This window comes from Variovorax sp. TLI9-5A (genome assembly GCF_056867935.1).
In genome coordinates this window covers 4,881,152-4,905,382 of sequence record NZ_CP200310.1, presented here as the reverse complement: position 1 = coordinate 4,905,382, position 24,231 = coordinate 4,881,152, and the positions used below count along the sequence as shown (strand labels likewise).

Sequence of the window (24,231 nt, the reverse complement as noted above, 5' to 3'; positions counted from 1 at the left end):
TCAGACGTGTATAGAAATAAGGAGGCACACGGAATGCGCGTAAAGACCGAAGCCAAGCGCGATGCCATCGTCCAGGTGGCATCGGAAGTCTTCAGGGAGCTGGGGTTCGAGGGCGCCTCGATGGTGGAAATCGCCGCCCGCGTGGGCGGCTCCAGGGCCACGCTTTATGGCTATTTCAAGTCGAAGGAGGAGCTGTTCGTCGCGGTGATCCTCGGCACGGCGAGGAGCCACTTCGATCCGATCTTCGAGGCGCTGGGCCAGGAGGCCGACGAAGACCTCGAGCGCGTGCTGCAGCGCTTCGGCGAGAAGGTCCTGGCGGTGATCTGCTCGCAGGAGGTCATCGAGGCGCAGCGGGCGGTGATCGCGGAGTCCGGCCGCAGCGACATCGGGCGCCTCTTCTACGAGGGCGGGCCCAGGCAGGGGGTCACCCAGATGTCGGGCTTCCTGGAGCAGCAGATGCGCAAGGGCCGGCTGCGCATGGCCGATCCGGTCGCGGCGGCGCACCACCTGATGGCGCTGCTCGACTCGGAGACCGTCAGGCCGCGCCTCCTCGGCATCCTGGGGCCGCTGACCCGCAAGGACCTGCGCGAGGCGACGCAACGCGCCGTGCAGGTATTTCTCGGCGGCTACGCGCCGCAGCGCAAGACCGCAGGCTGAGGCCGCGCCGGCGGCTCCGCTAGTCGGCCTGCTTCAGCGGATCTTCCCGCAGCAGGCCCCTGGAGGAGGGCGGCGCCAGCATGCCGTGCCTCAGGCTCCACACGCAGGCGCCCAGCCGCAGCAGCCTTTCCACGTTGGCGTCGTGCAGGGGGTTCTGCTTGTCTTCCTGCTCTATCAGCTCGCTGATGCAGGCGAGCGCGTCGGTGGGCGTGAAGCCCACACCCTCGCGCGCCATGCCGATCACCGTCACGAGAACGTCGGTCTTCTTCATTTCAGTGTCAGCGCACGCCGGCCACCAGCCGCACTTCGCTGCACAGGCGCGGGCCGTAGTCCTCGCAGCGCGTCGCGAAGCCGTAGGCGGCCGCGCGGCGCAGCGCGAAGGTGGTCACGTCGCGCAGGTAGGTGCTGCCCGGCTCGCGGCCCGCAGCGGCGCGGGCCTCGAAGTCGGCCTGGAAGTCGCGGGCCCATTCCTCGTAGAGCCGGTAGCGGTCTCCTCGTGTGTCGAGGAGGCCCGCGCGCGCCAGCGTCTGCGCGATGTCGACCAGCGGGACCGTGATGGGAATCTCGTCGTTGCGTTCGCGCATGAGAGGCCTCGTCAGAACTTGCCGAGCACGTTCAGGAACCACCCCTTGCTGCGGTAGCTCATGTCCGTGAGGTTGTCGGAGTAGTCGGTGAAGTTGTAGCCGATGCCCACCTTCAGGTTCTCGTTGACGTGGTAGTACGCAGCGGTGACCCAGCCGCTCTTGCGGTCCTTGAGTTCCTTGGCGCGCAGGGTGCGCCATTCGAGCATCCAGTCCCAGTTGCGCACCAGCTTCCAGTCGACGCGCAGCACCGCGAGCTCGGCCGAGCTCTTGAACCACGGCGCCGAGTTGTCGCGGCTCGCGCGCAGCTCGCCGCGGCGCCAGGCGTACTTGCCGCCCAGCGTCCAGCGCTCGTCGAGGTCCCAGGTGGCGTCGATGGCGAAGACGTGGCTGCGCTGCTGGTAGTCGATGCCGGTGGTCGAGACCGTGCCCAGCGTGGAATCGACGCCGCCCGACACCACCTGGCCCGGCGACGAGAGGTCGTACAGGTAGGTGTACTTGAACAGCAGGTTCAGCCGGTCGTTCAGAGCCGGGCGCAGCGCGTAGCCGAGCATGGCTTCGGTGTACTTGGCGGCGGCCAGCGTGCCGGTGGTGCTGTCGCTGTCGGCCCAGTTGAACTTGCCGATCCAGCGCGAGTCGTCGTCCACCTTCCAGCTGAAGGAGTTCTTCACCAGCCAGCTGGTGCGCGTCTCGGCGGTGGTGCGGTCCTTGCGGTATTCGAGGCCGCCGCTGTACTTCAGGCGTTCGCTCGAATAGCCGCTGGTGAAGGCCACGGCCTGGCGGCGCGTGGCGCCCAGCGTCTCGGCGCCGACCCAGCCGTTCTCGAAGTTGACGCCGAAGGTCCAGCGCGTGTCGGGCGCGTACTGCACGCCGTAGGCGTGCGTGAGGCCCGGCTGCGCGCCGGTGGCCTTGCGGTGCTCGGTGAAGAGGGTGAGGCCGTCGCCCACGCGCGAGCGCACGCCCGTCACCAGGCTGCCGCCGCGGCCGATGAGGTTCTCGTCGGTGCGGCCGGTGTCCGACACGTAGGTCATGTAGACGCTGGAGCGGTCGTCGTATTGGTAGTCGACGCCGGCCTTGCCCGCGAAGCCGCCGTCGCCGGTGGAGAGCTCGCCGCGCAGCGCCAGCTTGTCGTTGACGCGGTAGCGCCCGCCGAAGCCCAGCCGGTCGTTCTCCAGCCGCGTGCCGGTGCGCCGCAGCGTCTTCTGCGCGAAGCCGTAGGCGCTCCAGCGGTCGGCGCCGGTGTATTCGAGCTGCACGGCCGCGTCGGCGCGTTCGCCCGACACCGCCTGCGTGGTCGGCAGCGAGGGGCTGGTGATGAGCGAGTCGCCCGTCTTGTCGTCGTAGCGCAGGCCGAGGCCCAGCTTCCATTCGGGCGACAGGGCCAGCGAGTACTGCGCGTCGAGCACGCTGCTGTTGTAGCCGTTCTGTTCGTCGCGGCGGTCGGCCTTCAGGCGCAACTCGCCGTTCTCCGCCTTCTCGCCGAAGGGCACGGTGGCCTGCACGCCGACCTGGCGCGTGGCGTTGCTCGCGTACTGTCCCGGCGCCGAGAAGCCGGCATCGCGCGACTGCGCATAGGCGCTCACGCGGCCACCGCCGCGGATGTCGAAGTCGCCCAGGTCTGCCTGGCCTTCGAGGCGCCATGCGCTGGCGCTGCCGGTGGGGCCGTTGCCCAGTCCGTTGGTCAGGGAGCCGTTGCGGCCTGTGAAGCTGAAGCCGCCGTCCATCGAGTCGAGCTGCGTGGTGCCCGGCCCGCGGCTGCGCGCGAACTCGCCCTTGAGGTAGGTGTTCTCGGTCTTGCGCAGCGTGATGTCGGCGCCGGCCAGGCGCTGGTCGCCGCCGATCTGGTCCTGCCGCGAGGCGGTGACGCCCACGCCCACGTGGTCGTTGGCCCACCAGGAGACGCGGCCGCCCACGGCCAGCGTGTCGAGCGAGGTGGCCAGCGGCGTGTATTCGTAGTCCACCACCAGGTAGGTCGGCATGCCGGTGAAGCCGCCCGCGCGCACCAGCGAGCCGTCGTCCGACAGGCTGGGCAGCGGCGCCGACAGCAGCACTCGGCCCTGCAGGTAGTCGATCTCGTAGTCGGTGGTGGGCACGAGCTGCGTGCGCTTGAGCACCATGCCCGAGTCGCGGTCGCGGATTTCCAGCGTCACGCGCTCGGCGCCGCGCGTGATGTCCTGGCTGCGCAGGTAGTAGAGCGAGCCGCCGGTGCCGCGGAACTCCTCGCGCGCGGCCAGCGTGCCGGGCTCGGCCGCGAAGGCGTCGACCTTCAGCCGCGCCTCGCCGAAGGAGGTCGACTCCTCGCCGAGGTAGCGGCCATGGAAGCCGTAGAGGCCGCGGCTCACGCGGGTGAGCTCGGTGTCGCCGAAGTTGAGCTTGAAGTTGCCCCACATCGCCTGCGAGCGGCCGTCGTCCACGCGCAGGTAGAAGCGGCCCTGCGTGGGCGCGTCCTCGACGGTGGTGGAGTCGTCGCCGAAGGTGCTCCAGGAGTCCTCGGGATCGAAGCGGCGGAAGAGGGAGGTCGGGTCCTTGCGGTCCAGATTGCGGAACAGCTCCTTCAGCGGTCGCTCTTCCGTGTCGACGCTGGCCGTGAGCGTCCAGCGGTCGTTGAGCTGGCCCTTGGCGTAGCCGGCGATGCGGCCTTCGCTCCAGCCGCCGCCGCCGTAGCGGTTCTTGTCGTTGGTCATGATCGCGGCCGGGCCGCTCACGCTGTTGCTGCCCACGGTGAGGTCGGCCTGGCCGACGAAGAACCAGTCGCTGGTGGGCAGGTCGAAGTCGCGCCGGTAAACGCGCGTGGCGCCCTGCGCGTCGGTGACGGCGATCTCTCCGGTCTGCACGCGGCGCGGCACCAGCTGCTGGAACACGAAGCGCCCGGCCTCGTCCACCGGCACCGCGAAGCCCAGCGCGCGCACGCTCTCGCCGGGGCGGATGGCCGCGCCGCTGGCGGTGACGGTGCCCGCGCTCAACGGAATGTTGGCGATGGCGATGTTGTTCTGGCCATAGCCGCGCAGCAGCTCCCGCGCCGCGTCGGGCGGGGTGCCGGTCTCGGGCTTGTGGCGCTTTGCGAGCGTGAGCGAGAGGTCATCGGTCTCGTCGAAGCGGCCCTGGCGGTCGTACACGCGCACGCGGTAATAGAGCTTGCCGCTCGCGCTTTCGGGCAGGCGGTCGAGCAGGCCCTCGGGCACCTGCCATTCGCCGCGCAGGCCGGCGTCCAGCGGTACGGTGGCCAGCAGGCGGCGCTGCATCGCCTCGTTGGCGGTGTACACGCGCAGCTCGGCCTTCGAGGTGAAGAGCAGGTAGTTGCTGTAGCCCGCGAAGCGCACCGTGTCGCCGGCCACCACGGTGGTGGGCCATGCGCTGGCGCTCAGGCGGCGTGGCTGCGAGAGGTTGTCGTACTGCAGGCGCAGCTGGTTGCGCTCCAGCTGCACGTCGACGCAGCGCTGGCGGTCGGCACTGGTGGTGCCATCGGCCGCGGGCTGCTTGCCGTCCGCCGACAGCAACTGGCCGTCCACGCTCAGGCGAAGCGGCGCGTCGTCGGTGCCGAAGGCGGTGAAGGTGCGGCACACGCCGGGATCGGCCGGCGCGGCGACGGGGGCTGTGGCAACGGGCGCATCGCGCCAGTACACGCGGACCTCCACGCGGCGATTGGCTGCCCAGTTGGCGGGGTCGGTGGCGGGTGTCGCCACGGGCGCGTCGGGGCCGCGCGAGCTCGCGGACGCGGCCGTCTCCGGCAGGCCGAGGCGCTGCGTGATGTAGCGCGCGGCCTGCTGCGCGCGGGCCAGGCCCAGCGCGTGGTTGTCGGCGAAACGCTCGCGCGACTTCGCGCTCAGCGCCTGCGTGTCGGTATGGCCGACGATCTCGAAGCGCAGGCCGTCGCGGCCCTTCACCTGGTCGGCGATGCGGTCGAGCTGCGCGCGGTCGGCGGGGGAGAGGCCGTCGGCGCCGGAATCGAAATGCGGCGTGCCGGCCTGGCTGCGTTCGACGGGCGTCGCAGTGGGAGCGGCGGCCACCGCTGACGGCTGCGCCGCGCGCTCGTCGCCGAGCACGAAGGTGGCTTTGGGCAGCTCGCGTTCGCTGCTGCGCGGCAGGTGGCGCGCGGCGTCGATGTCGACCGCGCGCGGGTCCGCCGCAGCGCGATCCAGCATGCGGCCGCGCACGGCGGTTTCCTGCGCGGCGGCCAGGCCCATGCTCAGGCACGCGGCGGTCACGGCGCCCGCAAGGGCCATGCGCTTCGGAAGCGCCTTCTTCTTTCTTCTCATGTCGGCTCGCTCGATCGGGTTCGGTGTCTGTGGTCGGGTCATGGCGGCGGTGTCTTTTCCTCGCGTCATGGCTTGGCCTCCCCTTCGGGGGTGGCGGCAGGCACCAGCTCGATCTCGACGTCCAGGTTGAAGAGCGGTTGCTCGTTGCGAGCGGCGCGCTGCTCGCCGAGCTGCTTCCAGCGCGAGAGCACCGCGGCCTTCACCGCGTCGGTGCGGTCGCGGCCCAGCGATGCGGGCTCGCCCGGCACGGCCTTGTAGGCCAGCCGCAGCACGGCGGTCTTCTCGGCCAGCACGTTCACCGTGCGGTCGAGTTCGCCCGCGAAGGCGGCGCGCAGCGTGGCGGCGCCGTCGTCGAAGGCCGCGCCCTGCAGCGCGAGGCGCACCACGCGGTGCACGGTGGCGCCGAAGTTGATCTTCAGCACCTTGCCGCGCGTGGCGCGCTCGGCCGCCGGGTTCTCGCTGGTGGTGCGATAGCCCGAGGGCAGGGTGCGCTCGTCGAGCTTGAGCACCAGGTTGCTGCCGGTGCCTTCCTTCGGAATGGCGGCGCAAGCGATGTGGTAGCGGCCCTCCGCGTCGGTGGTGGCCAGCACGCCGTTGACGGTGGCGATGCGCACGTTCGCGATGCCGGGCTCGCCTTCGTCCTGGTAGCCGTTGGCGTTCCTGTCGTCGTAGACCTTGCCGATCACGTCGGTGCAGTCGAAGAGGGCGTCGGGCACCACGCGCACGGCGGCGGTGGCCTGGTTCGACAGCGTCCGGCCGCCCACGCCCTGCGTGGCGACGACCTGGTTGACGAACTCGCCTTCGCCCACGCCGACGCCCACGCCCGCGACCATCAGGTATTCCTTGGTCTCGTTGGGCGCGAAGTTCTGGCCGGGCACCACGACCTGGCGGCCGTTGACCTGCGGGATCACGGGCAGCGCCACGCCGCCGGGGAGCGTGCGCACGCTGAGCGAGCCCTGGATGTAGCGGAAGCCCGGCGGCAGCGTGTCGACCACGGCCACGCCCGGCACCGTGGTGCCTCGCGTGTTGCGCGCCGTGATGCGGTAGGGCAGCAGCTCGCCCTTCTTCACGGTCAGCTTCGAGGTGGTCTTGCGCAGCTCGATGAGCGTGGCGTTCGACGGGTCGAGCGGGATGTTGTTGGCCACCACGTGCTGGCCGCCGCCGCCCGGCATCTGGAACACCAGGTAGTAGCCGGCACCGGTCACCAGTGCCGCGCCGGGGCTCACCACGCAGGGGTTGGTCTGCGCGGGCGCCGGTCCGTTGGCGGGCGCGGCGCACGACTGCGTGCCCAGCGCGCCGGCCGCTGCCGGGTACATGGTGGAGGGCAGGTAGGCGCCCGGCGGCGTGACGACCAGGCGGTATTCACCGGCGGGTGCGCCAGGCAGCACGAAGAAGTCGTAGTAGCCGGCGGGGCCGGTGGTGTAGCTGTCGCGTCCGTCGAGCAGGTGCTGCGCCGGGTCGAAGCCCGGCGGGCCGACCAGCTTCACCACGGCGCCGGGCACGGGCGTGCCGCTCACGCTGTCGTAGACCACGCCGCCCGGGTCGTAGGGCAGGTCCTGCTTCTGGATGTTGGCGCCCGCGGTCACGCGCACCTTGATGCTGAAGCGCGGGTCGCTCGCGGCCGGCGTCGGGTAGGGGCCGTTGGCGCCGTTCTGCGCGGCGTCGGTCGGCCACACGCCGCCCACCACGCGGCCGTCGGGCGAGCGGAAGCGCACGCGGTATTCGCCGGGCGTCAGGTCGCCGAAGCGGTAGCTGCCGTCGGCGTTGGTGGTCACGGTGTAGAGCACGCTGGCGGTGGTTTCGGAGCAGGCGTTGCCGCCGTCGGCGCAGCGCATCAGCTCGACCGTCCAGCCTTCGCCCTGGCCCTCGCCCGATTCGCGCGTGCGGTTGTGGTTCTGGTCGAACCACACGGTGCCGGTGAGCGATGCGGGCTGGTTGCTGTGCTCGGTGAAGTCGTAGCCGGTGCCGTTGGCTTCCAGGCCGGTGAAGCTCACGCGGATCTGGTTGGTGCCCTGCGCGGTGCCGCCCAGCGTGCCGGGGATGGCAATGCCTTCGTCGTAGCCGCTCGGCTGTGTCTCGGTGACGGTGTAGCCGCCACTGCCTGGCAGCGGAAGGCCGGGCAGCTCGTAGCGGCCGTTGGCGTCGGTGACGGAGGTACGCGTCACCGGCTGGCCGGCCGCGTCGGTGCCGGTGAGCGTGATGGTCACGCCCGCGATCGGCAGGTCCTGCGGCTCGCGCTTGCCGTTGCGGTTGGCGTCGTTGTAGACGGTGCCCGCCAGCGATGCGCCGCGTTCGCCGAAGTTGTAGTTGTCGCCGTTGCCGCCGCGGTAGGCGATGGCGCTGATGACGTCGTTGCCCAGCGTGCCGGTGGCCGCGCCCTCGACCGTGCCCACGGCGTCGAGGCCGTCGGCATAGGTCACGGGCTGCGTCTCGCGGATGGTGTAGCCCGCCGCGTCGGCCGGCAGCAGGCCGGTGAAGACGTAGCGTCCGTTCGCGTCGGTGACCACCGTGGCGTTCACCGCGAGGCCGCTGGCCGAGCGGCCTGTGATCGTGATGGTCACGCCCGGAATGCCGGCCTCGGTGGGCTGGCGGATGCCGTCGTTGTTGGTGTCGACGTACACCCAGCCCGCGATCTGGCCGCCGCGCTCGCCGAAGTTGTAGTCGATGCCCGCGTCTTCCGACACCAGCGCCAGGCCGCCGAAGCGGTCGTTGGTGCCGCCGGGGTTGGCGGTGCCGCGCGGCGCGCCACCCACGGTGCCCAGCGACTCGGGGCCGTCGGCCACGCCGGCGGGTTGGGTCTCGTCGATCTGGTAGGTGCCGGGCGTGAGCGCGTCCACCAGGTAGTGGCCGTCGGCGGCGGTCTGCACCGTGCGGTCGACCGGGTTGCCCTGGAAGTCGGTGCCGGTCACGCGGATGGCGGTGCCTGCGATGCCGGGCTCGCCGGGGTCGCGCGTGCCGTTGGACGGTGCCACGTCGGCGTACACGTAGCCGGAGAGGCTCGCGGGCTTCACGGCCGAGAAGTTGTTGCCGGCGGAGCCTGCGCCCGCGGCGCCCAGCACGATGTTCTGGATCACGTTCGCGGTCGAGCCGTTGGGGCCGTTGGTCACGCCGCTGCCGCTGGTGGGCACGGAGCCCGGCGTGCTGCCCGCGCCGCTGACGGTGCCGGCGCGCGTGATGCCGGGCAGGTAGCCCGCGGGCCGCGCTTCGGTCACGGCGTAGCTGCCCGGTGCGAGGTTCGGGAAGCTGTAGTCGCCGCTGGCGTCGGTGGTGGTGGTGCGCGACACCGCCTGGCCGTTGACGTCGGTGCCGGTGAGCGTGATGACCACGCCCGCCAGGCCCGGCTCGGTGGCCGGCGCGCCCTGCGCGCCGTTGCCGTCGCGGTCGTAGTAGACGCGGCCGGAGATGCCACCGGGCAGCAGCTCGCCGAACCAGTACTCGCCCTGCGTCGACGGTACGTTGGTGCCCGATACGGTCACGCCGGTGATGACGTTGCCGCCGCCCTGTGGCGTGCCGGGCTGGCCGTTGTTGTTGGCCTTGCCGGGCGCGTAGTTGGCCGGCTGCGTCTCGGTGATGGTGTAGCCGCCCGCGCCCGAGGGAGGCACGTTGCGGAACTCGTAGGCGCCGGGCGTGCCGGTGGCCACCGCAAGGATGTTCACCGGGTTGCCTGCGGCGTCGGTGCCCGTGAGGCGCAGCTCGACGTTCGGGATGCCGGTGTCGCCGGCCTGCGGGACGCCGTCGTTGTTGCCGTCGACGAACACGCGCGTCGTGATGCGGGTGAGCTGCTCGCCGAAGTTGTAGCCGGTGCCGTTCACGTTGGATGCGAGCGCGATGGCGTTCACCACGTCGTTGCCCGCGGTGCCGCCGGCGGTGCCGGCCGCGTCGCTGCCGTCGACGAAGCCGGCCGGCTGCGTTTCGGTCAGCACGTAGTTGCCGGGCGTGAGGTTGTTGAACGCGTAGTTGCCGGTGCCTGCCGCCGTGGTGGTGGTCAGGGACACCGGGTTGCCGAACATGTCGGTGCCGGTGAGCGTGACGGTCACGCCTGCGATGCCGGGGTCGCCCGCGCTGGAGGCTCCGCTGTAGTCGGCGTCCTGGTAGACGCGGCCGGCCAGGCTGGAAGAACGCACTTCGCCGAAGTTGTTGGCACTGGAGGTGCCGCCCGTGCCGAGCACGATGTTGTCGATGCGGTTGGCGTTCGAGCCGTTCGGGCCGTTGCTGGCACCCGGCGGCACGGTGCCCATCACGCTGCCCGTGCCGGTGACGGAGCCCGCGCGGGTGATGCCGGGCTGGTACGCGGCGGGCTGGTCTTCCGTCACGCTGTAGGTGCCCGCGGGCACGGTGAAGGCCCAGTTGCCGCTGGCGTCGGTGGTGGTGGTCATCGAGACCGCGTTGCCCGAGCTGTCGGTGCCGCTCAGGCGCATGGTCACGCCGGCGATGCCGGTTTCGCTGCCGTCGATCAGGCCGTTGCCGTTGAGGTCTTCGTACACGCGGCCGGACAGCGCGCTGTTCTGCACGGTGATCTGGCCATCGCTGAAGTTGTTGCCGCCATCGGGGTCGGTACCGCCGTTGGTGTCGCCCGAGCCGGTGGTGATGATGTGGGCGCGGTTCGTGAGAACCGTGCCGTTTGCGGGCGCCGCGCCGCTGAAGCGCACCGGAATGCGCACGGTGGCCGTGCCGTTGGCCGGCATGGATGCGATGGCGCAGCTCACGGCAGTGCTGCCGGCCGTGCCGGTGCAGGTGGGCGCGGCGGGCGTGAAGCTGCCGCCGGTCACGGTGAAGACCGGCGTGCCGGCCAGCACCAGCGGCGCGGGCAGGGTGTCGGTGAAGCTGGTGGTCTCGGCGCTGTCGGGGCCGTTGTTGCGCAGCTGCACGAGCCAGTCGAAGGTCTGGGTCGACGACACGGTGGCCAGCGGCGTGGCAGTGCCAGAGGAGACAGCGGCCTTGGAGACCACCTGCACGTCGGCCTTGAAGCGGAAGGTGGTGTTCTCGGCTACCGTGTTGTTGGCCTGCTTCGTGTCATAGGCGTTCTGTGCGGCCAGGATGAAGTCGACCTTGGCGTTGTTCTGGAAGGTGCCGCGCGAGACGCCCTTGAGCACCACGCGGAATTGCAGCGAAGCCTGTTCGCCGGTCGAGCCGGAACCGCTGCCGCCCAGCGACGGAATGGTGAACTCGACCTGCCCGCCGGACGAACCGACCGCCGGACTGCTGAAGATGATGCCCGTGGGCGCGCTCGCGGACACAAAGGTGGGTGCGGCTTCGCCGGTCGGCAGGGCCTGCGGCAGGATGTCGACCAGACGCACACCTTCGGCGGTCGATGCGGCGTTGTTCGACACGGTGATGGTGTAGCCGACGTCGTCGCCCACGTTCACAGGGTCGGCATCGTCGTGCTTGGTGACGACGAGGTCGTACTCCGGCGCGGAGACCGAAGTCGTGACGCTGGCGGCGTTGTTGGTCTTATCAAGTTCGGGCGTTTCTGTCTGGACGACCACGTTGTTGGTGATGGGCTGCCCCAGCAGTGCGTACAGCGGCCGCACGCGCACCGTGACGGTCTGCTGCACGTTGCGCGCGAGCGAACTCCAGCTGCACACGAGCTGGTTGTTGGTGGTGCCGGTGCCGGTGGGCTGTGTCTTCAGCGGCGTCGTGCCGCAGGTGCCGCTGCCGGAGGCAACCGCATCGAGGAACATCAGATTCGCCGGCAGCGTGTCGGTCAGGCTCACGTCGTAGGCGCGGCTCAGGCTTTGCGGCACGTTGCGGTTGATGACCGCCAGCGTGTAGACGAGCTCCTGCCCGACCGGCACCGACGACTTGTTGGCGGCCTTGGTCACGGTCACATCGGCGCGAGCGAGCAGGTAGGCGGTGGCGCTGCCGTCGTTGTTGGCAAGGTTCGGATCGGCCGGCGTGACCGCCAGTGCGTTCGCCGTGTTGTTGATCTCGAAGCCGTGGTCGGTGGCCGAGCGGCCGTCGCCGTAGTGTGATGCCACGACGCGTATCACCGGGCACAGCGGCAGGGCGCTCGCGGCGTCGGTGCTCGCGCGGCAGACCGGCAGGGTCGACAGCGTGCAGTTGGAAAGCGAAGCCTGGCCGAAGCCGCCGCCATTGGCCGGCAGCGTGCAGGCGCCGGCGAAGGTGCCGCCGTTAGGCGTCTGCGAAACACTGCCCGCGCCGATCACCTGCGCGAAGGCGTCGGTGACGACCACGTTCTGCGCCTCGGAAGGGCCGGTGTTGACCACCTCGATTTCCCAAGTCACGGGCTGGCCCGCGATCTGGCGGTTGCCGGCGCTGTCGCCGATGCCCACCACGCGCTTGAGCACTTTCACGTCGGCTGCGGTGGCCGTGTCGTTCACGCCGGTGCCCAGGCTCACGCAGTCGTTGCCGGTGTTGGCGTCGGGGTCGGCGCCGAGCGTGGGCGCGGCCGCGGGCAGCGCCACGTTCACGCACATGCTGTTGACGATCTGGCCGCCCGCCGGAAGCGACGGGATCGTGGCGTTCACGATGATGTAGCCGCCGTTGCGCGCGCTGCTGCCGTTGGACAGGTCCACGTTGATGTCGGCCGTGAGCGTGCGCGTGCAGGTCACGGTGGCGGGGCCGGGCACCGGCGTCGCGGGCGTCGGCACGACGGTGGCGCCGCCCTTGGTCACCGTGCAGGTGTAGCCGTCGCGCTGCGTGACGCTGTTGATCTGCACGCCGGCCGGCAGGTCGTCCACCAGCTGGATGGTGCTGCCCGCGAGCAGGCGGGTGCCGCCGAGGTTGGTGCTGCCGACCTGGTAGTCGAAGGCCTGGCCCAGCGGCACGTTGTTCTGCGGCCAGCCGCGGCGCTTGTCGGCGCGGAAGTCGGTGGCCGAGACCGCCACGTCGGCCGGCACGCTGCCGGTGGCCGAGTTGGCGATGGGGCCGGTCGCGCTCACGGTGGCGTCGTTGACCACGCCGGTGCCGGCCGTCATGGCGATGACGGGCACCATGATGTCGCCGAGCGCCACGTTGGCGCCGCCGCTGCCGCCGATGTTGCTGCGGGTGCAGCTCACCGTCTGGCCGCTGACGGTGCAGGTCCAGCCGGTCGGCTGGGTGGGCAGCGGCTGGATCGCGAAGTTGGCAGGAATGGTGTCGCTCAGCGTCACGCCGGTGGGCGCAGTGCCGCTGAAGCTCGGGCTCAGCCTGAAGTTGAAGCGCTGGCCCACCAGCAGCTGGCCGCCGTCATGGCTCTTGGCCATGGCGAGCACGTAGCCCGCTGTCACGGTGGTGTTGGCGGTGGCGCTGTTGTTGGTGGAAACGCCGTCGCCCACCGAACCCGCCGCGGCCACGGCCGGCTGGTGCGTGATGGTCGAGCCCGCACCCGCCGTGACCACGCCGTTGATCGTGAAGGTACGCGTGTTGCTGCCGGCTGTGGCCGGCGTGGCGGGCACGTTGCAGGTCAGCTGGCTGCCGCTGATCGAGCAGCCCGAAGGCAGGCCGCTGCCCGACACCGAGAGGCCGGTGGGAATCGGGTAGGTCAGCGTCGAGCCCGTGCTGGTGTCGGGGCCGTTGTTGGTGAGCGTGAAGACGATCGGCACCGTGGAGCCGCTGGGCGCGGTGGCCGGTGCGCTGATGGCCACCGACACGTCGGCGCCCTGGTTCACCGTGATGATCTTGGTTTCACTCGAGCTGCCTCCGCTGATCGCGGCGGTCACGCTCAGCGTGCCCTGCGTGACGGTGCGCAGCAGCACCTCGAAGTTGCGCAGCTGGTTCGCGGCGAGCGTGATGCCCGAGCAGGTCAGCGTGCCGCCGCCGGCGGTGCCCACGGGAATGGTCGCCGAGCAGCTGCCCACGGGAACCGCGCCGGTGCCCATGTAGACCGAATTGGCGGGAATCGTGTACGTGAACGAAGCGCCCGGCGCGCCAATCGGCAGGCTGTCGCTCTCGGCGATGGTGACGGTGCTCGTCACCGTGCCGCCGGCGGGAAGGATGTCCGGCGAATGCACCAGGCTCGACACCTGCGGCACCGCGTGTGCGGCCGTGGCGAACAGCAGTCCCGCGAGAGGCGCGGCGATGCGCCTCAGGCAATGCCGCAGTCGCGCGGCGTTGGAAGACAAGTCGCGGCGCGCCCGTGCGTGCGACAGATTCGATGGTGTCCTGAACATCCCGTCCCTCGTGATGGCTCTGGTGGCCGGGCACCGTTTGTTGTGGCGCCGCGAAGGCGGCGGGTGCTCCGGAAAGGGCGGGATTCTTCGGCCGCCCCCTCGGGGGCACTTTTGCGATTCAGGACAAAAGCTTTGCCATTGATGACATTTGTTTACTAATGCAACATAATGTGAACCGAATGTGAACTAATTCACGCTGCGTTTAGGCGACGCACTTCTACGCTCGACGCCCATGTCTTACTGGTCGACCACGCCGCCCCGGCGCGCGCACATCCTCGTCATCGACGACAACATCGAAGAGCTGCAGTTGCTGCTGGGTGTGTTGCGAGAGGCGGGGCACCGCATCAGCCTCGCGTTCGATGCGCTGGAGGGCTACCGCCGCGCGACCGCGCTGCTGCCCGACCTGGTACTGCTTGATGTGCGCATGGGCGCGACCAACGGCTACGCCACCTGCCGGCTGCTGAAGGCCGACCGCTCGACGGCGCGCATCCCCGTGATCTTCGTGACCTCTTCGAGCTCGGTGGAGGAGCGCCTCACCGGCCTTCGCGAAGGCGCGGTCGACTACATCCTCAAGCCCTTCGAGCCGGCGGAAGTGCTTGCGCGCGTGGCCGTGCACCTCGCGCTGGCGAGCTGCCGCGAGCAGGCGCAGGCCTGCATCGACGAGGCCGAGAGCGCGCTGGAGCATGCCCGGGGCGAGCCCGCTGCGGACCATGCCGACCGCGTGCTCGTGCAGGCCGTCGAGCGGCTGGTGCGTGCCGACCTCGCGAACGTGCCGGCGCTCCCCGCGCTCGCGGCCAGCGTGGGCACGCACGAGAAGCGCCTGTCGCGCGTGTTCAAGGAGCAGACCGGCCGCACGGTCTTCGAATTCGCGCGCGAGGCCCGGCTTGCCGAGGCGCAGCGGCTGCTCGCGGGCTCGGCGCTCAGCGTGGAGGAAGTGGCTCTGGCAGTGGGTTTTTCGGGTGCCGCCAATTTCTCGACCGCATTCCGCGAACGCTTCGGCGCCACGCCCACGGCATTCCGCCAGGCACGCACCGCGCCCGTCGCTCCTCCGCCGGTGCCTTCGGCCTGACGCGGCAGCGCAAAGGCGGTGACCACCTCGGGCCCTCGCGGAATTCACTGCGCTCGTGCGCTGCTGCTGTGCGCCGTCCTCTGGCTGATGGCGCTTCCCGCCGCCTGGGCGGACGTGCTGCGCATCGACGACGAGACCCGTTGGCCGATCGCGCTCGACACGCGCGTCGAAATGTTCGAGGACACCGGCGCGCGCATGACGCTGGACGAGGTCGACGCGCTGCAGGACGACTCGCCCGACGGCTTCCGGCCCGGCAACTCCGCGCGCCTGCGCCCGGGCTTCTCCAGGTCCGCCTTCTGGCTGCGCCTGACCGTGGTGAACGGCAGCGCCGCGATCCAGCCGCTGCGGCTGGTGCTCGACGCCACATGGCTGCAGCACGTCGATTTCCACGCCCGCCGCGAACTTGCCGGCTGGGCCAGCTGGACGCATGAGCAGGCGGGCGTGTCGGTGCGATCGAGCGCGGGCCGCGACCGTGACCGTGTGCCCACGCTGGACCTCGACCTGCGCCCCGGCGAGCAGGCGCGCGTGCTGGTGCGCGTGCGCACCGACAGCAGCGTCAAGCTCGTGCCCAAGCTGTATTCGGCGGACGCGTGGCGCATGTCGGAAAGCAGCCACGCGCTGGTCGACGGCCTGCTCATCGGCGGGCTGCTGGTGCTGTCGGTGTATTCGCTGTCGCTGTGGGTCATCTCGCGCAATCTCGCGATGGCGCTGCAGAGCATGGGCTTCGCGCTGGTGGCGCTCTACGAGAGCACCTACCGCGGCCACGCGCGGCTCGCGCTGTGGCCCGACAGCATCGAGTGGAGCTACCGCGCGGCCGGCGTCACCGCGGGCTGCTGCGTGCTCTCGCTGATGTGCTACTTGTACACCGTGTCGCGCCGCGGTCCGGTGCGCGTGCCCGGGCTGCCATGGCTTTTCGTGCTCGCGCTCGCGCAGTGCGTGGTGGTGCTGGGCACGCTCGTCGGGCCCTACGCGCCCTTCGCGATGGCGGGCACGCTGAGCGCGCCGCTGGTGGTGGTGTCGCTGACCGTCAGCACCTTCATCTACATGCGCCGCGCGGGGCCGGGCGGGCGGCTGGCCTTTCCGGTGATGAGCTTCGTCGCCGTCGGCGTGTGCCTGCGGCTGGTCGAGCTGGCGATGCCGGCGCACATGATCCGCGGCTTCGACGCCTATGCGCTGGGCTTCCCGGGCATGCTGGTCGGGCTGGTGGCGCTGGCGGCGTGGGCGCAGCACCTGTCGCGGCAGCGGCATTCCGCGCAACGCTCGCTGGCGCACTGGCAGGCGGAAGAACAGCAGCGGCTGCGCGAAGAGGTGGAGCGCAAGACCCACGCGCTGAACGCGGCGCTGGAGCAGTCCGAGCAGCAGGCGCGCGAGCAGACCCAACTGCTGGCCTACATCAGCCACGACCTGCGCGCGCCGCTGTCGACCATCATCGGCAACGTGCGCCGGCTGAAGGACGACGGCGTTTCTTCGCCCGACCGGCTGCAGGCCATCGAGCGCAGCGCGGCCTACCAGCTCACGCTCATCGACGACCTGCTCGACTACGCGAGGAGCGAGCTGCTTCCCTTTTCCTTCGAGTCGAAGCCGGTGCACCTGCGCGCGCTGATCGACGACGTCGCGCAGTACGCCGACACGCTCGCGCAGCGACAGCACAACCGCTTCGAGCTCGACGTGCTGGGTGCGCTGCCCACCGCCGTGTTCCTGGACAGCAAGCGCTTCCAGCAACTGCTGCTGAACCTGCTGTCGAATGCCGCCAAGTTCACGCGCGAGGGCAAGATGGGCCTGCGCGTGCAGGCGCGGCCGCGCGAGGATTCATGGCGGCTCGAGTTCGACGTATGGGACAGCGGCGTCGGCATCGAGAAGGAAGACCAGGCGCGCATCATGCAAGCCTTCGAGCAGGGCGTTTCCAGCTCCGATGGCCACGGGCTCGGCCTGACGATCGCGCGGCGCATCGTCCAGAACATGGGCGGCCGGCTGCAGCTGGAAAGCCGCCGCAACCTGGGCACGCGCGTGCGCTTCTCGGTGATCGTGAAGGAGGCGCCGAAGGAGCTGGTGTCGGTTGTCGCAAGGCCGCTGTCGCTCCCCGTGCCGGCCCGCAAGCCCAGGCGCATGCCGGTGCCCGCCATCGAGCCGCTGCCCGCGGCGGTGCGCGACGAACTCGAAACGCTCGCGCGCGACGGCCGCTGGAGCGACCTGCACGACTGGGCCGACCGCCTTGCGGCCGACACGCGGCATTCGGCGCTGGTCGAGGCCGTGCGGCATGCACTGGACCTGCTCGATTTCGAGCACATCCGCCTGCTGGCGCGCGCGACGCCGAACGCCAGCCAGTGATCTTCGGTCCGGCAGTGGCCGGAGCTATTGCGGCGAGGCCTGTGCCTGCGCTTCCTGCGGCGGTATCTGTGCCTGCAACTGGGCCTGCTGCGCATCGGGCGCGGCGGCCTGTTCGCTTTCGGCGTGGTGCCTGATCGCGATGCCCTTGACGAGGTGGCGGGGCAGGTGATGCGTCTTCCGCAACTGCGCCAGCGCTTCACTGCGCGCCGGCTCGCATACCGGTAGAAACATGTGCAAAACGCTCATGGTGTCGTCCCGTGGAGTAACCGGCGGACATTGTGAGCGCATCGGGCCCGGAACGGGCGAATCGCCCTCCCGGCGCAGATGCTTTGGCCCGGAACCCCACGGCTGCGGGATTCCACCAAGCTTGCGCTTCTGCCCGTGCGGCGCATACTGCGCAAAAAACACCACCAGCCACTCGTCGGCCCCTGCGGGGTTCCGGGCGACAGCCAGGAGACACGTGTTGCAGCGAACGAACATTGCCAACCCGGCCTACTTTCACAAGGTCGTCGATTGCCAGTACGCCTGCCCGGCGCACACTCCCGTCCCCGAGTACATACGCATGATCGCGCAGCGCCGATACGGCGATGCGTACATGATCAACTGGGTCTCCAACGTCTTCCCCGGCATCCTGGGGCGCACCTGCGACAGGCCCTGCGAGCCGGCCTGCCGGCGCGGACGTGTGGAAGAAAGCAATACAGAAGCCCCAGAGCCGGTGGCCATCTGCAGGCTCAAGCGCGTGGCCGCCGACATGAAGGAGGACGTGCGCGCGCGCATGCCTAAGCCCGTGCCGAAGAACGGCAAGCGCGTGGCCTGCATCGGCGCGGGGCCGGCCTCGCTCACCGTCGCGCGCGACCTGGCGCCCCTGGGCTACGAGGTGACGGTGTTCGACGGCGAGGCCAAGCCCGGCGGCTTCATCCGCACGCAGATCCCGCGCTTCCGGCTGCCCGAGTCGATCATCGACGAGGAGACGGGCTACGTGCTCGACCTCGGCGCCGAGTTCCGCGGCGGCGAGCGCATCGATTCGATGAAGGCGCTGATGGGGCAGGGCTGGGACGCGATCTTCGTCGGCTGCGGTGCGCCGCGCGGGCGCGACCTGGACATTCCGGGCCGGCAGGAAGCGGCGGCCGGCATCCACATCGGCATCGACTGGCTGAGCTCAGTCTCTTTCGGCCATGTCAGCAGCATCGGCCGACGCGTGATCGTGCTGGGCGGCGGCAACACCGCCATGGACTGCTGCCGGTCGGCGCGCCGCCTCGGCGGCAGCGACGTGAAGGTCATCGTGCGCAGCGGCTTCGACGAGATGAAGGCCTCGCCCTGGGAGAAGGAAGACGCCGCGCACGAGGGCATTCCGATCATCAACTTCCACGTGCCCAAGGCCTTCGTGCACGACAACGGCAAGCTCGTGGGCATGCGCTTCGAGATCGTCAAGGCCGTGTACGACGACAAGGGCCGCCGCACGCTGGAGCCCACGGGCGAGCCCGAGGCCTACTTCGAATGCGACGAGGTGCTGGTGGCCGTGGGCCAGGAAAATTCCTTCCCCTGGATCGAGCGCGACTGCGGCATCGACTTCGACAAGTGGGGCCTGCCCACGCTGGACGCGAACACCTTCCAGTCGACGGTGTCCAACGTGTTCTTCGGCGGCGATGCGGCCTTCGGGCCCAAGAACATCATCACCGCCGTCGCGCATGGCCACGAGGCCGCGGTGTCCATCGACAAGCTGCTGCGCGCGGAGCCGATCGACGTTCGTCCGCCGCCCATGACCAACCTGGTGTCGCAGAAGATGGGCATCCACGAGTGGAGCTACGACAACGACACCTCCAACGACCTTCGCTACAAGGTGCCGTGGGCCAAGGCAGAAGCGGCGCTGGCCAGCATCCGCGTGGAGGTGGAGCTGGGTTTCGACGCCGCCACCGCCTTCAAGGAAGCCGCGCGCTGCCTGAACTGCGACGTGCAGACGGTGTTCAACGAGCCCGCCTGCATCGAATGCGACGCCTGCGTGGACATCTGCCCGATGGACTGCATCAACTTCGTCGACAACACCGATGAAGAAGGGCTGCGCTCGCGCCTGAAGGCACCGGCGCTGAACCTGGCGCAGGACCTGTACGTGTCCGGCGGGCTGAAGACGGGCCGCGTGATGGTGAAGGACGAGGACGTCTGCCTGCACTGCGGACTGTGTGCCGAACGGTGCCCGACCGGTGCGTGGGACATGCAGAAATTCCTGCTGAAGATGACGCTCGCGGGCCAGGAGAAGACCCAGGAGCAAGGCCTGAAGGAGGCCGCATGAAGCAGATAGAGGCGGTCAACGACTTCGTCATCAAGTTCGCCAACGTCAACGGTTCGGGCTCGGCATCGGCCAACGAGCTGTTCGCCAAGGCCATCCTGCGCATGGGCGTGCCGGTGAGCCCGCGCAACATCTTCCCCAGCAACATCCAGGGCCTGCCGACCTGGTACGAAGTGCGCGTGACCGAAGAGGGCCACCTGGGCCGGCGCGGCGGCACCGACATGATGGTGGCGATGAACCCGCAGACCTGGGACGCCGACATCGCCGAGCTGGCGCCCGGCGGCTACCTCTTCTACGACAGCACCCGGCCACTGCCGCCTTCGAAGTTCCGCGACGACATCCGCGTGATCGGCATGCCGCTCACCGAGATCTGCAATGCCGTCTACCAGGACCCGCGCCAGCGGCAGCTGTTCAAGAACATCGTCTACGTGGGCGCGCTGGCCATCCTTCTGGGCATCGAGCCCGAGGTGGTCGAGAAGCTCTTCGGCGAACAGTACAAGGGCAAGGAGAAGCTGCTCGCCTCCAACGTGCAGGCACTGCACCTGGGCTGCGACTTCGCGCGGGAGAACCTGCGCGAACCCGTGGGGCTGAAGGTGCGGCGCGCCGACCGCGTGGGCGACAGGATCTTCGTGGACGGCAACAGCGCGGCCGCACTGGGCTGCGTGTACGGCGGCGCGACGGTGGCGGCGTGGTATCCGATCACGCCGTCGTCTTCCGTGGCCGAGGCCTTCCAGAAGTACTGCACCAAGTTCCGCGTCGATCAATCCACCGGCCAGCACCGATTCGCCATCGTGCAAGCCGAGGACGAACTCGCGTCGATCGGCGTTGTGGTCGGTGCCGGATGGAACGGCGCGCGGGCCTTCACCGCGACCTCGGGGCCGGGCATTTCGCTGATGACCGAGTTCATCGGGCTGGCCTACTTCGCGGAGATTCCGGTCACGCTCATCAACGTGCAGCGCGGCGGCCCTTCGACCGGGATGCCGACGCGCACGCAGCAGGCAGACATCCTCTGCTGCGCCTATGCGTCGCACGGCGACACCAAGCACGTGCTGCTGTTTCCCGAAGACCCGCACGAGTGCTTCGAGCATTCCGCAGCGGCGCTGGACCTGGCCGACCGGCTGCAGACGCCGGTGTTCGTGATGACCGACCTGGACATCGGCATGAACCAGCGGCTGTGCAAGCCCTTCGAGTGGGACGACAGCAAGGCCTACGACCGCGGCAAGGTCATGAGCGCCGAGGAGCTGGAAGCGGGCCGCGACTTCGGCCGCTACAAGGACGTGGACGGCGACGGCATCCCGTGGCGCACGCTGCCGGGCACGCACCCCACCAAGGGCAGCTACTTCACGCGCGGCACCACGCGCGATGCCTATGCGCGATATTCCGAGCGCGGGCCGGACTACATCTACAACATGGAGCGGCTGCTGAAGAAGTTTGCGACCGCCGCCGCGCTGGTTCCGCAGCCGGTGCTGCGGCCTGCCGCGCAGAAGACCGAACTGGGCGTGATCTATTTCGGATCGACCAGCCCGTCGATGCACGAGGCGCTGCAGGCGCTGGAAGAGCAAGGCATCCATCTCGACGCGATGCGGCTGCGGGCCTTTCCGTTTCCCGACAACGTGGTGCAGTTTCTTGCGCAGCATTCGCGCGTGTTCGTGGTCGAGCAGAACCGCGACGCGCAGATGCGCAGCCTGCTGGTCAACGAACTGGATGCCGATCCGGCGAAGCTGGTGCGGGTGCTGCACTTCGACGGAACGCCCATCACCGCGCGCTTCATCGTGCAGGCGATCGAGGCGCACGCCGGCAAGACGAGCGCGCAAGGCAGCACAACCGCCAATGCGAAGGAGGCCGCATGACTTACCTCGCCAAGCCGAAGCTGCGGCATCCGACGCTTGCCACCAACAAGGTGGGCTACACGCGGCGCGACTATGAGGGAAAGATTTCCACGCTGTGCGCGGGCTGCGGGCATGACTCGATTTCGGCCTCGATCATCGAGGCCTGCTGGGAACTCGACATCGAGCCGCACCGCGTGGCCAAGCTCTCGGGCATCGGCTGCAGCTCGAAGACGCCGGACTACTTTCTTGGCGCATCGCACGGCTTCAATACGGTGCACGGGCGCATGCCCAGCGTGCTGACCGGCGCCAACCTGGCCAACCGCGACCTGCTGTACCTCGGCGTCTCGGGCGACGGCGACTCGGCCTCCATCGGCCTGGGCCAGTTCGCGCACGCCATGCGGCGTGGCGTGCGCATGGCCTACATCGTGGAGAACAACGGCGTCTACGGCCTCACGAAGGGCCAGTTCTCGGCCACGGCCGACCAGGGCTCCAAGAGCAAGAAGGGCGTGGTCAACACCGACAGCCCGGTCGACCTGGTGGCCATGGCGCTGCAGCTTGGCGCGAGCTACGTGGGGCGGGGCTTCTCGGGCAACAAGGCGCAGCTGGTGCCGCTCATCAAGGGTGCGATCAGCCATGGCGGCTCCGCCTTCATCGACGTCATCAGCCCCTGCGTGGCCTTCAACAACCATCCGGGCAGCACCAAGAGCTACGACTACATCCGCGAGCACAACGAGGCGGTCAGCCGCATCGACTTCATCAGCGGACGGGAGGAGATCGCCGTGGACATGGAGCCCGGCGAGGTGATGGACGTGCGCCAGCACGACGGCACGCTGCTGCGCCTGCGCAGCCTGCACCCGGACTACGACCCGGGCGACCGCTTTGCCGCCATGGCCTACATGCAGCGGCATCACGAAATGGGCGAGGTGGTGACGGGGCTGCTCTATGTCGACCCGCTGGCCACCGACCTGCACACTGCACTCAACACTTGCGACCGGCCGCTCAATGCGTTGGGGCCGCAACAGCTGTGCCCCGGCGCCCAGGCGCTGGAACGGCTCAACGCCTCCTTGCGCTGAGCAACGGCCGGCGTCAACATCCAAGGCTCCACTCACGGAGGGCGCATCATGGCCGAGCGCACCGTTTTCCAATCGATATCGCGCAAGCATGTGGTCAGCGTGGCGCCGCAGGCCACCGTGCGCGACGCCGCCTGCGTGATGACGCGCGCCAACTGCGGCAGCGTGCTCGTCATGGAACTGCCCGACACGCTGCTGGGCATACTGACCGAGCGCGACCTCATGACCCGCGTGCTCGCCAAGGGGCTGGACCCCGACGGCACCCCGGTGCGCGAGGTGATGACGCCCAACCCGATCTGCGTGCCGCCCGAGACGCTGGTGTCCGACGCCGTGGTGCTGATGCTGGAGCGCGGCTTTCGCCATCTGCCGCTGGTGACGGGGGCGAAGGTGCTGGGCGTGTTCTCGGTGCGGGATGCCCTGCCGAGGGAGATCGGCGCTGCGGTGAGCCTGAGCGAGTTCAGGGAGCAGGTGAACGACGCGCTGGGGTGAGGGCGGCGGTTTCCCCGGGGCCCTTGCAGAGACGCTACTTGAGCACGAGCGGCGTGGTCGTCCCGCCCTTTTTGGTATTCCGATGGTGCACCATCAACTCGTCATAGACCGTAGGAAGGTCTAGACAGAGAAAGTTCTCCGCATTGATGTTGGCGATCACGCTGACCGTGGCGCCCGCACTGCCCAGCAGCGTGCGCTTCACGCCGTTGTGAAAGGTGGCAAGGATCAGCTTGTCGTGTTGCAGACGCTCCTGTCCGCCCACCACCGTCACCGGTGTCTGCACAAAGACCTTGCCGCCGCTTTGCATCAGTCGCAGGGCGGCCTTCTGCACGAATCCGTATTTTTTGTAGGCAGCCTCGTCGAGGAAGACCTCGATGTCGGCCCCTTGCTCCGCCATCTCGCAGAGAACGGGCACGATGCTGTAGTCGTCGTCGATGCCTGCCGTGCTCACGAGAAATTGGCGCACCGTGATCTTCACCGCGCCGACCAGGTTCTCCACGATGAAGTCGCTGATGTTCACGGTGGGAGCGAATGCAGCCTTCACGCGAGTGGAGTTGCTGTTGTAGTGAACGACCTGTTTTTCGAAGGCCTGCCAATCCACGGAATCGGCGGAGTAGGGCGTGCTTAGCAACTGGAAGTAGCGCTGGTAGAGCGGCGCCAGCTTGGCGCTTCGGATGTAGATGCAACTCTCGAAGTTGCCGCCCTCCATGGCGGAAAAACTCACGTTGGGCGAGCCTGTGACGATGCCGTCGTCGTCCAGTATCCAGAACTTGTTGTGCATCAGACCCGTCTGGACGTGCCCGCCGTCCAGTTCGTGCTCGAGGTCGCCGAAATGGGTGACGGTCTCGGCCTTGTAGTCGAGAAGAGCGGGATTTTTGCGTCCCCTTTTCAGGGCCTGGATTTCGTGCCGCTGGTATATGAAATTGGGATTCTGCGCTGCCTTTTGCAACTGCTTCAGAAGCTTCGGATTCGGAGTACCCAGTTTCAGCGTGAGCTTGATCCTGTGCTTGACGATGTACGCCAGGATGCTGTCGCCGTCACCGTAGCCGACCGGCATGAACTTGTCTACCGCCAGCGAAAGGTTCCTCGTGTTCGCAAGCAGGCCCAGTATCTGGCTCTTCATCGTGAGGCCCGAACCCGAGCCGAATCCGCGCGCATCGGCCACGTAGCGCCGCAGCACGATGGTGGCCGCGTGGTGCCAGCGCCTGCATACCCGTGCGAGCAGGCCGACGCTGCGTTCGTCGAACAACTCGAAGAGCTGAACAAGAATGTCGCTCAACAGAAGCGGATGCGGCGGCATCGCGACCGTCATTGCCTTGCCCGGCGGCGTCGGGATCGGGATCGTGGCCTTGCCCGGTGGCTTCGACATCGTCGCCTTGCCGATCGGGACCACGGTGCGCCCGACCGGCTGGCTGGAAGAGGCCACCGTTGTCGTGACCTCCTGGCGCAGGGCGGTGCCCTTGCAGTGAGGGCATGTCGTCACTGCTAGCCACGCGTTCTCCGTGGTTCGTCTGCAGATGGGGTTGAGGCAGGTATAGCGTGCCATGATGTCCAGGG

At 69.1% G+C, this 24,231-nt stretch carries 13 protein-coding genes; 7 read left to right on the top strand and 6 right to left on the bottom strand.

Annotated features, from left to right (window positions below; genetic code table 11):
* The first annotated feature begins 33 nt into the window (after positions 1–33).
* Entirely contained in the window at positions 34–657 is a 624-nt protein-coding gene (locus AC1VNX_RS23250; protein ID WP_483159877.1) for a TetR/AcrR family transcriptional regulator, read from the top strand.
* A 19-nt stretch (positions 658–676) separates the two neighbouring features.
* On the opposite strand, the gene AC1VNX_RS23245 is transcribed toward AC1VNX_RS23250, so the two are convergent.
* From AC1VNX_RS23245 to AC1VNX_RS23230, 4 genes are read right to left on the bottom strand one after another with little or no spacing between them, the layout of a single operon-like run.
* Positions 677–928: a hypothetical protein gene (locus AC1VNX_RS23245; protein ID WP_483159875.1), complete on the bottom strand. Its 252-nt coding sequence runs from the start codon at positions 926–928 to the stop codon at positions 677–679.
* 7 nt (positions 929–935) lie between these two features.
* Positions 936–1,241 (bottom strand): hypothetical protein, encoded by a 306-nt coding sequence (locus AC1VNX_RS23240; protein WP_301509821.1) that lies wholly within the window; start codon positions 1,239–1,241, stop codon positions 936–938.
* Positions 1,242–1,252: 11 nt separating this feature from the next.
* On the bottom strand, positions 1,253–5,536 hold the full coding sequence (locus tag AC1VNX_RS23235; RefSeq protein WP_483159872.1) for an OmpA family protein: 4,284 nt from the start codon (positions 5,534–5,536) through the stop codon (positions 1,253–1,255).
* 23 nt (positions 5,537–5,559) lie between these two features.
* Entirely contained in the window at positions 5,560–13,557 is a 7,998-nt protein-coding gene (locus AC1VNX_RS23230; protein WP_483159870.1) for an SdrD B-like domain-containing protein, read from the bottom strand.
* Between the two features lie 280 nt (positions 13,558–13,837).
* Here AC1VNX_RS23230 and AC1VNX_RS23225 point away from each other — a divergent pair, with 280 nt between their 5' ends.
* The gene (locus AC1VNX_RS23225) at positions 13,838–14,674 is read left to right on the top strand and encodes a helix-turn-helix domain-containing protein (protein WP_483159868.1); all 837 of its coding nucleotides are present in this window, start codon (positions 13,838–13,840) and stop codon (positions 14,672–14,674) included.
* An 87-nt stretch (positions 14,675–14,761) separates the two neighbouring features.
* Entirely contained in the window at positions 14,762–17,002 is a 2,241-nt protein-coding gene (locus AC1VNX_RS23220; protein ID WP_483159866.1) for a sensor histidine kinase, read from the top strand.
* Positions 17,003–17,026: 24 nt separating this feature from the next.
* Here AC1VNX_RS23220 and AC1VNX_RS23215 read toward each other — a convergent pair whose 3' ends face one another.
* Positions 17,027–17,248, bottom strand: a complete 222-nt coding sequence (locus AC1VNX_RS23215) for a hypothetical protein (RefSeq protein WP_483159864.1) — start codon at positions 17,246–17,248, stop codon at positions 17,027–17,029.
* Positions 17,249–17,465: 217 nt separating this feature from the next.
* Between AC1VNX_RS23215 and AC1VNX_RS23210 the strand changes: the two genes are divergently transcribed.
* From AC1VNX_RS23210 to AC1VNX_RS23195, 4 genes are read left to right on the top strand one after another with little or no spacing between them, the layout of a single operon-like run.
* Positions 17,466–19,289, top strand: coding sequence for an FAD-dependent oxidoreductase (locus AC1VNX_RS23210; RefSeq protein ID WP_483159862.1), 1,824 nt, complete (start codon positions 17,466–17,468; stop codon positions 19,287–19,289).
* Positions 19,286–21,136, top strand: coding sequence for a 2-oxoacid:acceptor oxidoreductase subunit alpha (locus AC1VNX_RS23205; protein ID WP_483159860.1), 1,851 nt, complete (start codon positions 19,286–19,288; stop codon positions 21,134–21,136). Before AC1VNX_RS23210 ends, AC1VNX_RS23205 begins: the two co-directional genes overlap by 4 nt.
* Positions 21,133–22,188, top strand: a complete 1,056-nt coding sequence (locus AC1VNX_RS23200; protein ID WP_126024593.1) for a 2-oxoacid:ferredoxin oxidoreductase subunit beta — start codon at positions 21,133–21,135, stop codon at positions 22,186–22,188. Before AC1VNX_RS23205 ends, AC1VNX_RS23200 begins: the two co-directional genes overlap by 4 nt.
* A gap of 48 nt (positions 22,189–22,236) precedes the next feature.
* On the top strand, positions 22,237–22,674 hold the full coding sequence (locus tag AC1VNX_RS23195; RefSeq protein WP_483159858.1) for a CBS domain-containing protein: 438 nt from the start codon (positions 22,237–22,239) through the stop codon (positions 22,672–22,674).
* 34 nt (positions 22,675–22,708) lie between these two features.
* Here AC1VNX_RS23195 and AC1VNX_RS23190 read toward each other — a convergent pair whose 3' ends face one another.
* A complete protein-coding gene (locus tag AC1VNX_RS23190) occupies positions 22,709–24,220 on the bottom strand; it encodes a phospholipase D-like domain-containing protein (protein ID WP_483159856.1) in 1,512 nt (503 codons plus the stop codon).
* Positions 24,221–24,231 lie beyond the last annotated feature (11 nt).

What these genes read in the sequence shown, in the direction of transcription:
- AC1VNX_RS23235 (WP_483159872.1), bottom strand. Translation starts at nt 5,536, where the DNA reads ATGACCCGACCACAGACACCGAACCCGATCGAGCGAGCCGACATGAGA.
- AC1VNX_RS23245 (WP_483159875.1), bottom strand. Translation starts at nt 928, where the DNA reads ATGAAGAAGACCGACGTTCTCGTGACGGTGATCGGCATGGCGCGCGAG.
- AC1VNX_RS23195 (WP_483159858.1), top strand. Translation starts at nt 22,237, where the DNA reads ATGGCCGAGCGCACCGTTTTCCAATCGATATCGCGCAAGCATGTGGTC.
- AC1VNX_RS23205 (WP_483159860.1), top strand. Translation starts at nt 19,286, where the DNA reads ATGAAGCAGATAGAGGCGGTCAACGACTTCGTCATCAAGTTCGCCAAC.
- AC1VNX_RS23240 (WP_301509821.1), bottom strand. Translation starts at nt 1,241, where the DNA reads ATGCGCGAACGCAACGACGAGATTCCCATCACGGTCCCGCTGGTCGAC.
- AC1VNX_RS23220 (WP_483159866.1), top strand. Translation starts at nt 14,762, where the DNA reads ATGGCGCTTCCCGCCGCCTGGGCGGACGTGCTGCGCATCGACGACGAG.
- AC1VNX_RS23215 (WP_483159864.1), bottom strand. Translation starts at nt 17,248, where the DNA reads ATGAGCGTTTTGCACATGTTTCTACCGGTATGCGAGCCGGCGCGCAGT.
- AC1VNX_RS23200 (WP_126024593.1), top strand. Translation starts at nt 21,133, where the DNA reads ATGACTTACCTCGCCAAGCCGAAGCTGCGGCATCCGACGCTTGCCACC.
- AC1VNX_RS23250 (WP_483159877.1), top strand. Translation starts at nt 34, where the DNA reads ATGCGCGTAAAGACCGAAGCCAAGCGCGATGCCATCGTCCAGGTGGCA.
- AC1VNX_RS23190 (WP_483159856.1), bottom strand. Translation starts at nt 24,220, where the DNA reads ATGGCACGCTATACCTGCCTCAACCCCATCTGCAGACGAACCACGGAG.
- AC1VNX_RS23225 (WP_483159868.1), top strand. Translation starts at nt 13,838, where the DNA reads ATGTCTTACTGGTCGACCACGCCGCCCCGGCGCGCGCACATCCTCGTC.